This is a genomic window from Phocaeicola salanitronis DSM 18170 (assembly GCF_000190575.1).
GTDB lineage: Bacteria > Bacteroidota > Bacteroidia > Bacteroidales > Bacteroidaceae > Phocaeicola > Phocaeicola salanitronis.
The window spans coordinates 541,208-554,790 of sequence record NC_015164.1 but is presented as its reverse complement, the minus strand read 5'-3'; the positions used below and the strand labels follow the sequence as shown (position 1 = coordinate 554,790).

The following is a 13,583-nucleotide window of genomic DNA, read 5'->3' as shown; positions in this document are numbered from 1 at the left end:
TACATTCATTTTACATAGTCGAGATCACCTAGCATTCGATTAATCAGATTACGCAGATTATATTTAAAACCATCGTTCTGTTGATATTCCTTGTATAAAGACATATCACCTTTACGTTTTTTCGGATAATTCGATCGATTATAGTAGCCATTGCTTCATCGACAGCCTGCTTATCAGGATTACCCACAACAAGAGTCTGATAATCTTCATCCTCCGTTACAGCTTTTGTAATGCTTATCAATTTTGCTTTCTGATCATCAGGCGTAGCATCCCATCCTTTAAACCATCGTTCATTAAAATCTTTAAGAATTATATCCAATGGATCTTTAGGCTCATCATCTTCTCCTCCAGCATTTACCATTATAGGTTTGTTAGGGTCAATTACCGTTTCTCCAGCATCAAGCTTAATTGTCTCATTCAAAACGGTACGACGTAAGCCATATGTATTTAAATCGACATAATCAAGCAAGTCTTTTATATCATTACCGCCATTGGGTTCAATATAAAGTTCAGGTATTAGGAAACGTAAAAACCAGAATAATTTTTCCCAATCCTTGACTTCATAACTCATAATAGCAGCTGCTTTGGAATAAACCTTAACAAATTGCTTGCATTTCATCTTAAAATCAGCTTTCCCATTTTCAGCCCATTCAATTTCTGAATTAAATCGTTGTGCAGCAACATCAATAATAGGAGCCCATTTGTCAGCTTCTTCTCCACGAATATACAAATCGATGAACTCATTCACTTCGTCCATATTGAATACACACATTCCAAGCAATGTAGCTTTTAATTCATGAAGTACATTCACATTTGTAGCTTCTGATAAAGTTGTGGCAGTATAAAAAGGGTCAAAAGCTTCTTTTATATCTTCTATTTTATTATAGAAGTCGAGAATAAATAAATCTTCGCTAAGCTTACCCAGGTCAGGAGCTGCCCGATTTAGACGTGATAAAGCTTGAACAGCCAACACGCCATCTAAAGGCTTATCAATATACATAGCACACAACTTCGGTTGGTCAAATCCTGTCAGATATTTGTTGGCAACGACCAAAATACGATAATCATCTGACTCGAATTTTTCAGCTGTTTGAGTATCAGGAAATCCATTCATTTCTGCCTCGGTGTAGCGACGTGTCACATAATAATCTCCATAAGGTTCTGCAGCTTGTATGTTATTTGTATTATATATTGGAGTATCATATCCAATGCTTTTGTCTATAATCTGTTTCTCTCCAGAAAATGCTATCAATATCTTATAAGGAAGTTTCCTTGCCTCCACCAACTTCTGGAGTGCCTTATAATATAAAATCGCACACTCAATATCTTTAGTTACCACCAGAGCTTTCGCCTTTCCTTTCAGCTTATGATTACGGAATATCTTAGCATCAAAATGTGTCAGCATAATCTCAGCCTTGGCTTCTATAGTTCTAGGTTCTCGCTCTACAGCTCTGCGGAGCAACTTTTGGGCTTTTTCATTATTATATTCAGGATTATCCTCAATACTTTTTGTCAGTTCATAATAACTTTTATATGTCGTATAGTTAGACAACACATCAAGAATAAATCCTTCTTCAATAGCCTGCTTCATGCTATAAAGATGGAATGGATGGAATTTTCCGTCTTTATCCTCTGAACCAAATCTTTCAAGCGTTTCCTTCTTTGGAGTTGCTGTAAATGCAAAGTAAGAACAGTTTGTACTCATTTTACGATCTTTCATCAGTTTTTCCAAAAGTTCGTCTGTATCTGCCCCTTCACAATCCATGTCCTTCTGAATTGTTTTATTCACACTATCAGCAGCTATACCAGACTGCGAACTATGTGCCTCGTCAATGATAATAGCAAAATTATGTTCGCTCACATCTGATATAGAATCACATATATAAGGGAATTTCTGGATAGTTGTAACAATTATTCGCTTTCCATCTTCAATGGCCTTTTTTAGGTCTTTGGAAGTATCAGCATGAGCCACAATTTTTTCACTCTTACCAAAAGCCTTAATATTGTCTGTTATCTGCTTGTCCAACAATCTACGGTCTGTAACGACGATCACAGAATCATATAAACGCGAATCTAGTGTCTTTGCACGAACAGCATCCATCGTAACAGGACAAACATCTATAAGTTTGTATGCCAACCAGGTTATTGAATTTGATTTTCCTGAACCGGCCGAATGTTCAATCAAATAAGTTTTACCAACGCCAAATTTCGCTACATCTACAATCAATTTACTAACTACATCAAGCTGATGAAAACGTGGAAATATAAGTTTTTTGGCATTGGACATTATATGAGGGACCTTCTTTTGAGTCTTTGCTTCACCATAATCAAATAGCACATAATTCATAATTATGTCTGCCACAATATCTTTTTGCAAGACCTTCTCCCACATATATGCGGTTTTATATCCTCCATTAGGATTAACTGGATTTCCTGCTCCCTGTCCATTGGGCAGACCTTGATTGAACGGCATAAAAAATGTTTTGCCCGAATTCAATTTAGTGGTGAAATATACTTCGTTCTTATCCATTGTAAAATGGGCAAGACAACGACCGAATTTCAAAAGTGTTTCCTTTGGATTCCGTTCTTCCCTATATTGCTTTTGACCATCATATTTGGCAGTCTGATGTGTCCATGGATTTTTGAATTCGAATGTAAATAACGGCAAACCATTTACATACAACACCATATCAATCTCCAAGCCTGGATTACTAACAGAAAAGGTCTGCTGACGGGTCACGGAGAATTGGTTTTGAATATATTTTTCTTTTGATAATTGACTATCGGCAGGCGATGGTTTCGGATAAAACATTGTGACATGAATATTATCTATATCTACACCTTTCCTTAGTACCTCAATAATACCAAATGTATCAATTGCTTTCGAAAGTTGCTTAGGAAGTTCGTTTTCAATGTTTTTTCCTTTATATTCATCTATAATATTTTGTTGGGTTGTCCTCAAGAACGACCACAAACGACGCATATCAAAAGCATACTTCTTGTCGGACATATCCTTCAGCAGCCCCCAATAATATTTATCTAAGTCTGGAGACTGTGCATCAATATCATTAACACCTGTTTGTTGACGTTCTTCTAATGTTGTGCCAACAAGCGCCTTTTCTATCAAAGCTTCAAAAGCTTGTTCGTTTGTCTTGTTCATATTTTTTAATTCTAATCTGATATATAACAAAAAGATTGTGGTGCCTGGGCAATATTATAGTCAGAGAGCATTTTCATCTTTTTATATTTTTTAATCTTACCTATTTCTATTGCATTTGCAATATTTTTATGTTGGAAATATGACAAATAATATTCTCTCGATATACCAGAATATTCTTTTGTTCTCTCCCATAAAACATCTACACTTTCCGAAAATATATCTTTTATCCTAAATTCACCAACAACGCGTTTGACTGGAGCAGATGCATAGATAACAACCACATTTATATCATTTCTTTTGAACAACATTTTACGATATTCATACTTTTTACTCCCATCAAAAATCCTCTCTACGAATTCAGGTTTAATTGATAATAAAACTTTCATCACTTTTTGTCTCTTTCAAAATAATTTCAAATTGTTCTTTTGTTATCGGTTTGAATCCTCTTGGTGCATCGTTTATACCTGATAAAACTTTTAGATCTATCAATTTTTGCATATTGATTCTATGCGGGAAAGAATATACATACAAAAAGTTTACAACAAAAGGATGTCTTATCGAATACTTCCACATGTTCCTCAACTCCTGTTCTGGGTAAACACTTTTTTTTCGACAATATGAAATAAAATCTTCTTCATCTTTAAACTCAAATTTAAGTTCCTGCACTACTCCTATCGTAGTAATAACACTTTTATATAATCCTCCCGTACGATAGAAAATTAAAATGTCTCCAACTTTCGGATAAGGTTCAAGAGCCCTTGAGACATATACTTTATTAATACTGTTACGATGAGGAAAATCTTCAATAAACTCTTGCGGTGATTCTGTATTTAAAATAGAATCTGGAAGAAGTTCTGTATGATATTCAGGATATATAGGGACTATATATGCTTGTTGCTCTCTTGAAATATAAGGGAAACAGCCTTTAATATCCTTTACATCATATTTAGGTGAGAAATCCCTAATATATACCAGTTCTTCATTCTTCTTCCCCCACAAAGTGAATCCCCATTGTTCCAATAATTCAATTAATCGTCTTTGTTCAGGACGTTTATCATAAATGGTTACATATATTTCTTGAACATGATTTTTCAAAGCATTATCAAAAATTATTTTAATAAATCTTTCACCTAACCTAAAACCGTTACTTATAACTTTGAAAGTACCAATTTTTAATCGTTTTTTAGGCGAGAACATAGGGGTTATATCCATATAACTTTCATTTTCATCTTCCACCTTTAAATAGAGGAAAGACAAAAGCATCCCATTATTTGAATTTATAGTAATATATGCCTCATTATCATATTTTTTTATGAACCATTTATCAAAGCCAATATAATCAGCTTTTAAACTATCAAAAAAAGGATCTTCAAGACTGAGCTGTCCAAATTTTATTTTTTGGACATTAAGAACTTTATAATTAACTAAATCAGGGTGTTCTGCAAAAGTTCTTTCCAAGAAAGAATCTATCGTATAAACCTTGTCTTGAATCCCTAAAGCATTAGCTTTTTTATGAATTTTTTTGTCTTCAGTGATTAATATATCCACACGTCCGACAAATACTTCATTCAACAAAGAAGTATCAATTAAGTCATTTTCCGTACGATCATAGCTTTCAGAGATCTTTTTTACTTCATCTTGTATAGGTGAAGGTATCTCTATTGTCTCATAACTGTCTAACTTTACCAAGAAAAGCTTAACCGTTTCTTTATTGGGATTTTTCTTTATCTCTTCAATAGTTGCAGAATGAATACATTTTGTATATTTTCCTCTATCCAACCAACGATAAAGAATACCTATATCTTGAGACACAATTTTATTTGCTTCTCTATGAATAATAATATTGGTATCTAATAAGGCTTTCATACTATTTTTTTCTTTTTATGTGAAATAAATATAGACATAGCACAATTAGTACAAATAAAGCAATTATACCTTCCCATGGCATTTGAATATACCATACCTCCCCCTTCTTAATTCCAGTTCTAACACTATATACAAAGAAAAGTAGACTGCATAATATATTTGTAGCTATTGCAAGTGAAATTTGCTTAGTTCCAATAGTTTCTTCAGAACATGTAGTAAACAGGGAATAACTTTCTTTACCACAATCTTTTAGGAACATTATGTTATAGCAATCTTTACCTATATCCTTCACATCTGGAAGATATTTTTTGAAGGCTTCTGTTTCTAGTTTTCTAATGTTTTTAAGCTTAGAAGAATCAATAAAACTAAACTCAAAATCATCAGGGACAGAATGTAGACAGAACAGATTTTGAATTTGACAAATCTGCAAATTTTCATTTGATTTCAAATGATATATGTCTTCTGGTAAATTACGAGTTTCATTAATTTTCAGGTCATATATATATGTATTTTGGGCAATTCCTGATTTTTTTATCGCAATTGTTCCATTATGTTTTACTAAAACTCTAAAATATAAATTACCTTCATATCTATTAGGCTTATTAAGAGTAAACTTTAGAAGACCACTTGAAACGTCTATCTTACAAGGTAAAATAGTCAACGAATCACGTCCCTCAAAATGCAAGACACTTCCATCTCGAGAATCGGCTCCGATATTACTAATCCCACTTACTATATTATTAAAGATAAAGCGACTGTTTGCGCTATCAGCCAAATTCTTCAATAAACATTTTACATCATCGTTCTCCTTAATAAAAGGGACAGATAACCAAATGTTTAAAGTATCATTTGTAAAACTTCTATAAGAAAATTCCATACCAAACTCTATATATGAATCAGCATTAGGAAATTCCCATGTACAAATATGTAGCCGTTCTATCTGGATATCCTCTTTTGCTAATATGTAATATGAATTATTCATGACACTTTCACTTTTCCAGTTACTACATCATTGATTATTATTCGCTTACGCTCTTGAAGGAAAGTTATCTGTTGCAAATAATGTTCTAAAATATTATCTATAACATTAATATTCTTATCTAATCTTTGGACAATAATATATTGCTCATTAAGAGGAGGAATTGGTAACATCATATTTTTTATTTCTCCTTGAGTTAAATGGGGTACCCCCATACCGGTTATGAGTAAATCTTTATACTTATTAAAGCTATTACTTATAATATAATAATGAAGAAACTTATAGTAAACTCTCTCATTCGCTGTAATAAAAGCCAAAGAACCATTAGCAGTAGCTTCTCCTAAAGGAAGACTATCTACACGTGCACATTTTCCTATTCCTGCACCATCTTTTACTAAAAGTATATCTCCAATTCTTAATTTAATTTCAGGAGATTCTTCGTATCTGAATTTATTTATATAATTAAGCTTATTCCAATCTAACTTATTATTAACGATATTAAATGCAGACAAAAAGGGATACCCGTTATCTACATATTCATCAGATTTTAGTCCCTTCCAACCTAAACGAGCTCTTATCCATGCGCAATATCCTAGTCTTATAGTTGTCCAATGTTTAGGAATCTTCCCAATCCACTCCACCCCACTATTTTTCATTGGAACATCAGGATTAAGCCCTTTTGTTACTGCATTATTGATGATAATCTGCTTGCGCTCATTCAAAAGATCTATCATCTTTTGCTGTTGGGCAATAGCTTCATCAATCTTTGATGTAACTTTATTTAAATATCTAACAATGGCTTTTTGCTCATTTAATAAAGGTACAGATATTTTTATGGTCTTCATCTCATCATAACGTGTAGTCCAAAGATCTGCTACTATACCACGTCCATTTCTATAATATTCTTCGATAAAAGAATAACATTTAAGTAGATAATTACAAAAATCAGGATAAATATTTTTTCGTGGCTTTAGGACTATATTAATAAGTGAGACGGATCCATCTTGTTTAGCAACTCCACTCGATCCTTTTCTGTCAGAACGACTATTAATAACAAAATCACCAGAGAGAACAAGCTTCCGATTATCACCATCATTTGTTTTGGCAACATTTTCAAGCTGAGGGTAAATGCCATTCTTTGTAACAGAAAGTGGATCAAACTCTTTATCTGAAACCTTTACTTTTCGTTCTGTAAAACAACTCGCAAGACGTTTTACTTCCCAGTGACTTGGAATTTTCCCAAGCCACTGTACACCACTATCCTTGTATTCACTATATCTTTCCATCATTACATCTGTTTGAATAGCGATTTAATAAAGCCTTGACTTTGTTCATCCAAAGCAATAATATCCCGTTCATTCTCTTCAAGTGAACGTAAAGGAGTTGGCTTATAAAAATACTTATTGAAAGATATTTCACATCCTATCTTAGTCTGCGGCAGATTAATCCATGCATCCTCAACATATGGACGAACTTCACGTTGGAAATAATCGTAGATATCTTCTTTTACCGGTATTTTTTCACTATCACGAAGTTCACTATCGGATTCAAATTCCACATACATGCCTTTTTTTACTGAGTGATAGCCATAATCAGAAAGTTTTTCTTCTGGTACACCATAAGTTTCCAAAAGCATTACGACATCCTTACTGTTAACCTTATGCTCTTTCTTTACAACAGGCGTAGCTTTCGAATCTGTTACAGACATCGCTCTGCATATAGTTTTCAATTCGGCAGCACTTGTTTCAAGTTTCAGCACCTTAGCGGTAGCATTCACTTTGGCGGAGAATAGATTATAATCCATATAAACATCCGTACCCATATCCTTCATCAAGACCTTAGCAGCAATCATCAATCGCTGACGGTCTTTCCATGCCTTTGCCGAAATGAGTTTATTTAGTTTCTTATCGGTTATCTTAATATCCTGATCATTCAGATATTCTTTTATAGTTGGAATTTCTGAATCCAAACCTGAAAAAACTCTATCTTTATAAGTATTATACAACCACTTACTTACTTCAATATCACTGCTATCATAAAGCATTTCATCAATCTTTAACGAATTAAACTGACAGCGAAGACGCAACGGACGTTCAATAGTTACATTGTAATAACGGAAATCGTCGTCGTCGAAAATCTTAGACCCCACTTTCAGTTCCTCGTTAGCTTCTTGTTCAACGAAATCTGTATAGACCCTTAAAATATCCGTACGATAAGGCTCAATTGTGCAATTTCTTGAGCCTTGATTCTTTCTTAGTTTTTCAAAAGCTTGTGAAGCATCTATAAGCTGCACCTTTCCTTTTCTGTTATCCTTTTTTTTGTTGGTCAGCATCCACACATAAGTAGAAATACCCGTATTGTAAAAGATATTGTTAGGTAATTGTATGATAGCTTCAACCAAGTCTTTTTCAATAAGATAACGGCGTATATTGCTCTCTCCACTACCAGCATCACCTGTAAATAAAGACGAACCATTATGGATAGAAGCTATACGACTTCCCTGTGGTTGAAATTCTAGAGGTTTCATCTTATCAACTTCTTCCAAAAGGAAAAGCAACTGTCCATCCGATGTACGTGGTGTGGAATCTAAAACTTCTTCTTCACCAACATAATTGGTAAGAGTCAGTTCGAAACGATGGTCAAGAAGCATCTTTTCATGATATATTTTCTTTTTATCCTCCTTCCATGATTTACCATAAGGAGGATTAGTTATCATATATCCGAAAGACTTGTCTGAAAAGCTATTATCTGTAATTGTATTACCCCAATGTATGCCGCTTGGGTCCACACCTTTTATGATAAGATCTGATTTACAGATAGCATACGTCTCTGGGTTTATTTCTGTACCAGATAGCTGAATAGCAGCACTTCGTACTCCTAAATCAAGTAAATATTCACGACTTTCGGTTAGCATACCACCTGAACCACATGCCGGATCATATAGTGTTATAATCTTAGGGAGGTTCTCCTTTACGGGTTCAAAGACCAAATGCGCCAAAAGAGAAATCGCATCTCTTGGTGTAAAGTGTTCTCCCGCTTCCTCGTTATTTTCCTCATTGAATCGACGAAGCAATTCCTCAAAGACAGTTCCCATACCCACATTGGTTAATGCCGGTAAAGGCAAGCCATCAGGATCGATAGTATTCTTATCGGTTAGATTAATTCTTGGATCAGTTATACGCTCAATAATGGAAAGCAGTCTGTCATTGTCGGCCAATTTTCGTGCTTTAGTGTAATATTCAAAGTTACGAAGCACATCACGGACATTCTCACTATAACCGTTCAGATATTCTACAAAGTTATCGTATAAAATATCATTATTATCCGAAGCCTGAGACTTCAAACGGTTTAGGGTCCACTTACTTGTATTAAAGTAACTGAGCCTTGTAATGTCTTTCAAAACTCCCTCGTCTATATTATCAACTCCACTTTCTTTTATTTCTTCCTCTACGTCTTCTTTCGTTGGTTCCAAAAGTGCATCAAGACGGCGCAAAACAACCATAGGTAATATCACATCACGATACTGTCCTCTAAGAAAGACATCCCTCAAAACATCATCTGCGATATTCCAGATGAGTGCAACTATTTGACTATATGAACTATCCATATTATTCTTTACCATTTAATAAAACTCTAGGATCAATCTCTAACAAATCTGCAATCCTACTAAGAGTTAAAAGTGACGGTTGAGTTATATTTGAGCACCACTTACTGATTGTCACAGGAGAAACGCCTAATTCTTGCGCTAACCAAACACCAGTCCGCTTCTTCTCGACCAAAACTAATTTCAACCGATTTATTTTCTTACCTTCCATCTTTAAGAAATTAAATTATAAGGCAAAGTTATTGTTTTTCTTCAATAAACACAACCAATTCATAGTAAATGTACATTCTGCTAGGAATTTACAATTTAATTAGTGTTAGCAACTTAGCAAGAAGTCATTCATTATTATAGTAAAATCCATAGTTGTCAAAGCGACAAAGGGACTATTAGCTCACCTTTCTAATTAGCCTTGATTCTTTCAACAATCAAGATCGACAAGTAAATGAAGCTCTTTTATAACCTATCCCTTTTTGGATGCCCTTTCTCGTTTCTTAAGACACAAATCTTGTAAGGCTTTTCCCATGGCATCTTCTTTTGCAAGCAGAAGAATATCGTCACCTAATTGAAGCGCATAAAGCACTCTAAGATAAATGCCTATAGCCACTGTCGGCACTCCTTTCTCTATGCGCGAAACCGTGATGGGTGAACAGGTGGCACGTTCGGCAATCTGAGCGATACTGAGATTTCTGCGCAATCTGGTCAGCCTGATCTGCTCGCCTACAATTACATAAGTTACAGAAACAGAATTTTGAAGATACTAAACACTATTATTTTATTTATAGAGTTCATTTTTTAACACCACAAACAATATATTGTTTCTATAAAGATAGTGGAACATAGTATTTCCATACACAATATTGAACTAATTCGCAATTTATATTGCAAATAGTCTTATTGAAATGATAAAAAATAGATAGGCTTTCTTATCTTTGCATAGAACGAAAGAAAATCTTTATGGAAAAAGAAAAAGACATAAACCGTATTAAGGTTGTGCTTGTGGAGAAAAAGCGAACCAATAAATGGTTAGCTAAGCAATTGGAGAAAGATCCTGCTACTGTATCTAAATGGTGTACAAACACTTCACAACCAAGTCTTGAAACATTATTAAAAATATCTCAAATATTAGAAGTCGATATTCGAGAACTATTAATAAGCTCAAAACAATAGAACATTATGACAAAATTTCCTAGATTCATACAGGACAAGCCTCAAGGCATAGATAAATTTGATGGAGCTTCTCAGGAATCTCTATCAAAAGCAATAGCTAAACACATTAAGGATAACGATTCTTTAACAAAAGATGATTGTTTACCTAGAATAATCGGTATAGAAGGCGTTTGGGGAGCTGGAAAATCAAATGTCGTAAAACTTATCGAAAAACATTTGCAAAAAGATGGTTCCGATTACTTCTTTTTTGAATATGATGCATGGGGCAATCAAGAAGATCTGCAACGCAGGTCATTATTGGAGCAACTTACCGATAAATTAGTCAATGAAGAGATATTAATCGGCTATACAAAGATTACGACAAAAGGTGGAGGGACAAAATCCGTTACATGGCCTAAAAAATTAAAACTACTATTAGCACGAAAGACTGAAACAACAACCTTATCATATCCACGTTTAAGCAATGGTGTAATTGCAGGTACTATCACAACAATATTCACCAGTATAGCGTCTCTTACTGGTGCCTTGTTAGCAGATAGGTGTGGTTGGGGATGGTCAATTATTATTGCCATATTACCCATTGTTATAACTCTTATAGTGTGGGCTATAGCAGCCTGGAAAAATCCTAATTATAGAAATTTCAGCTATATACTTGCTGTATACAATGATAAAGAAAAAAAAGAAACTGAATACGAAGTTATTAGTGAAGAAGAGCCATCAGTCGTTGAATTTAAAAAATGGATGCAAGATGTTTCAGACAATCTTAATCCTAAAAAGTGCAGAAAGCTTGTTATCATTTTTGACAACATGGATAGATTACCTGCTGAAAAAGTTAAACAGTTATGGTCCTCTATTCACACTTTTTTTGCAGAAACTGGCTTTGAAAACATTTGGGTAATAATACCTTATGATATTACACATCTTTCATGTGCTTTTGGAGACAACGAAACGAAAGCACATGAATTAGCTCAATATTTTATAAATAAGACATTTCCTGTTACTTTTACTGTTCCTAAGCCTGTAATAACTGATTATAAAGGAATTTTTAGAAAACTATTTGAAGAAGCATTTGGTAATACTAAAAACCAAGATGAGAATATAATTAATAGGTTGTACAGATTACAACACAATGAAGCCAATATCAGGGATATAATAATCTTTATAAATAGACTTGTATCACTTTATAAAGTCAGACATGACGATGTAAGCATCGTAAGCATGGCCGTATATCAATTATATAAAGATATTATACATAAAGACAACAATGAAATAAAACAAATATTAAGTGGAGAGTATTTAGGTCTAGCTTCAAACATTATACCAAATGACGAGAAACTTAAAGCAGAAGTATCAGCTTTAGCTTATGGCGTCGATATTGCAAATGCCAAACAAATTCCATTAACTGGATACATAAACAATTGTATAGATAAATTGGAAGGATATAAGATCAATGAATATGCAGAAACTGATGAAAACTTTGACGCTATACTAACGGAGGTTTATGCCAATACTGATACGGCAAAACTGACTGCAATGATTGAAGTTCTGAATGGGTTAGTTAAAAATAATTCTACTATCAACGAAATCTGGGAGAATTTAGCTTCATTACAAAAGAAACAGTCAATTTCGACATTGGACTTTCCAAATGTTTACAAAATCCTTTTAGGTCATGTAAGTGACAAAACAAAGGAACAAATTGTTGACAAACTTTGTAATTCTTGGAGGGCTTCAAAAGAATTTTCCGGGTCAAAATATGTGCATTGTATTAACCAACTCAAAGCCATAGATGATATTGCTAAGTATATTAAGCTGTTACCAAAAGAGGTTTCCCCAGAAGTCTTCATTGACGCAGTAAAAGAGGCCAAAGAAACGTATCAAGATTATAATCTACAAATTCAACCTAATTTATTAGACAAGTATCTATCAGAGATTCAGCCTAATGAATTTAATGACTTTGAAGTTGTAAATATTCTAAGTAAATCTTCATTTTGTGATTTTGGCTTACTTAAAGAAACAATAAAGTCTGCCATTATAAATGAATTGATTGAAGTGAATAACGCTGGACAGATTTTCAATACTTACCGTTGTCTGTTTAGCAATGATAAACCTCTCGAAAAATTGCCTTCATCAAGCTTTATAAATACATTGCGTACAAATCTTGAAAACACCAATAAAACAACACAAAATGATGGCTACATAGATGCGTTATCTATCTATATAGCACAAAATGGCAATGTAAATATAGACGATTCATTAGTAGTAGCTATCGCTGAAAATATTGAGTATTATGCAAACGAAAGTGATTTGTTGGACAAAAATCAATCATGGAATAATAGTACTCTAAACAAGGTCATATCATATATGATAAAGCATGGCATTGGGGTATATTTAAATATATTTACGATAATGCCTCAATACGAAAATATTAAAAATAGATATAGCGTATCAGACAAAGAACTTCTTAAATTTATCAACAGATGGGATGTAAAGGAATTGATTAATAAAACAATAGTTGATTTATCTCAATTAAAAGTTTTAATTCCAAATTCAAATATTTATGATATTACATCAACCATCAACAATAATTTTACAGATTTATAATGTAAAGGTGTGAAATGAAAACAACATCCAAACAAGTGCAAAGAAAATGGCTTTATTACAGGGATTTATAAGGGTATTGTTATTTGCAGTTGTTTTCATTGTTTGCAGTTGTTTGGTTCTTTTTTGGTGCATTTTTGTTTCTTGTTTGTTCCTCGTTTTGGATTATTATTCGTACCTTTGTGGCAGAAGAAACAAAGAGGGATTTC

General features: G+C 33.5%; 10 protein-coding genes. 2 read left to right on the top strand and 8 right to left on the bottom strand.

The genetic code is table 11. The annotated features are described in order from the left end of the window. Positions 1-43: 43 nt before the first annotated feature. From BACSA_RS02625 to BACSA_RS02590, 8 genes are all read right to left on the bottom strand, one after another. Complete coding sequence (locus BACSA_RS02625) at positions 44-3,160, bottom strand: type I restriction endonuclease subunit R (protein WP_013616574.1); 3,117 nt, start codon at positions 3,158-3,160, stop codon at positions 44-46. 11 nt (positions 3,161-3,171) lie between these two features. Beyond that, positions 3,172-3,546, bottom strand: coding sequence for an ASCH domain-containing protein (locus BACSA_RS02620; protein ID WP_013616573.1), 375 nt, complete (start codon positions 3,544-3,546; stop codon positions 3,172-3,174). Continuing rightward, positions 3,524-5,026: a PIN domain-containing protein gene (locus tag BACSA_RS02615; RefSeq protein ID WP_013616572.1), complete on the bottom strand. Its 1,503-nt coding sequence runs from the start codon at positions 5,024-5,026 to the stop codon at positions 3,524-3,526. The genes BACSA_RS02620 and BACSA_RS02615 overlap by 23 nt, the downstream gene beginning before the upstream one ends. A gap of 1 nt (position 5,027) precedes the next feature. Further along, positions 5,028-6,008 carry a hypothetical protein gene (locus BACSA_RS02610; protein ID WP_013616571.1) on the bottom strand — a complete coding sequence of 327 codons (981 nt, stop codon included), beginning with the start codon at positions 6,006-6,008 and terminating at the stop codon, positions 5,028-5,030. Further along, positions 6,005-7,294, bottom strand: a complete 1,290-nt coding sequence (locus BACSA_RS02605) for a restriction endonuclease subunit S (RefSeq protein WP_013616570.1) — start codon at positions 7,292-7,294, stop codon at positions 6,005-6,007. Before BACSA_RS02605 ends, BACSA_RS02610 begins: the two co-directional genes overlap by 4 nt. Next, on the bottom strand, positions 7,294-9,612 hold the full coding sequence (locus BACSA_RS02600; protein WP_013616569.1) for a type I restriction-modification system subunit M: 2,319 nt from the start codon (positions 9,610-9,612) through the stop codon (positions 7,294-7,296). The genes BACSA_RS02605 and BACSA_RS02600 overlap by 1 nt, the downstream gene beginning before the upstream one ends. Position 9,613: 1 nt before the next feature. After that, the gene (locus BACSA_RS02595; protein ID WP_013616568.1) at positions 9,614-9,820 is read right to left on the bottom strand and encodes a helix-turn-helix transcriptional regulator; all 207 of its coding nucleotides are present in this window, start codon (positions 9,818-9,820) and stop codon (positions 9,614-9,616) included. Positions 9,821-10,069: 249 nt separating this feature from the next. Beyond that, complete coding sequence (locus tag BACSA_RS02590; protein WP_052305957.1) at positions 10,070-10,333, bottom strand: helix-turn-helix domain-containing protein; 264 nt, start codon at positions 10,331-10,333, stop codon at positions 10,070-10,072. A 230-nt stretch (positions 10,334-10,563) separates the two neighbouring features. On the opposite strand from BACSA_RS02590, the gene BACSA_RS02585 reads away from it, so the two are divergent. Next, positions 10,564-10,776, top strand: coding sequence for a helix-turn-helix transcriptional regulator (locus BACSA_RS02585; RefSeq protein ID WP_013616567.1), 213 nt, complete (start codon positions 10,564-10,566; stop codon positions 10,774-10,776). 6 nt (positions 10,777-10,782) lie between these two features. After that, the gene (locus BACSA_RS02580; protein ID WP_013616566.1) at positions 10,783-13,377 is read left to right on the top strand and encodes a P-loop NTPase fold protein; all 2,595 of its coding nucleotides are present in this window, start codon (positions 10,783-10,785) and stop codon (positions 13,375-13,377) included. The last annotated feature ends 206 nt before the right edge of the window (positions 13,378-13,583 follow it).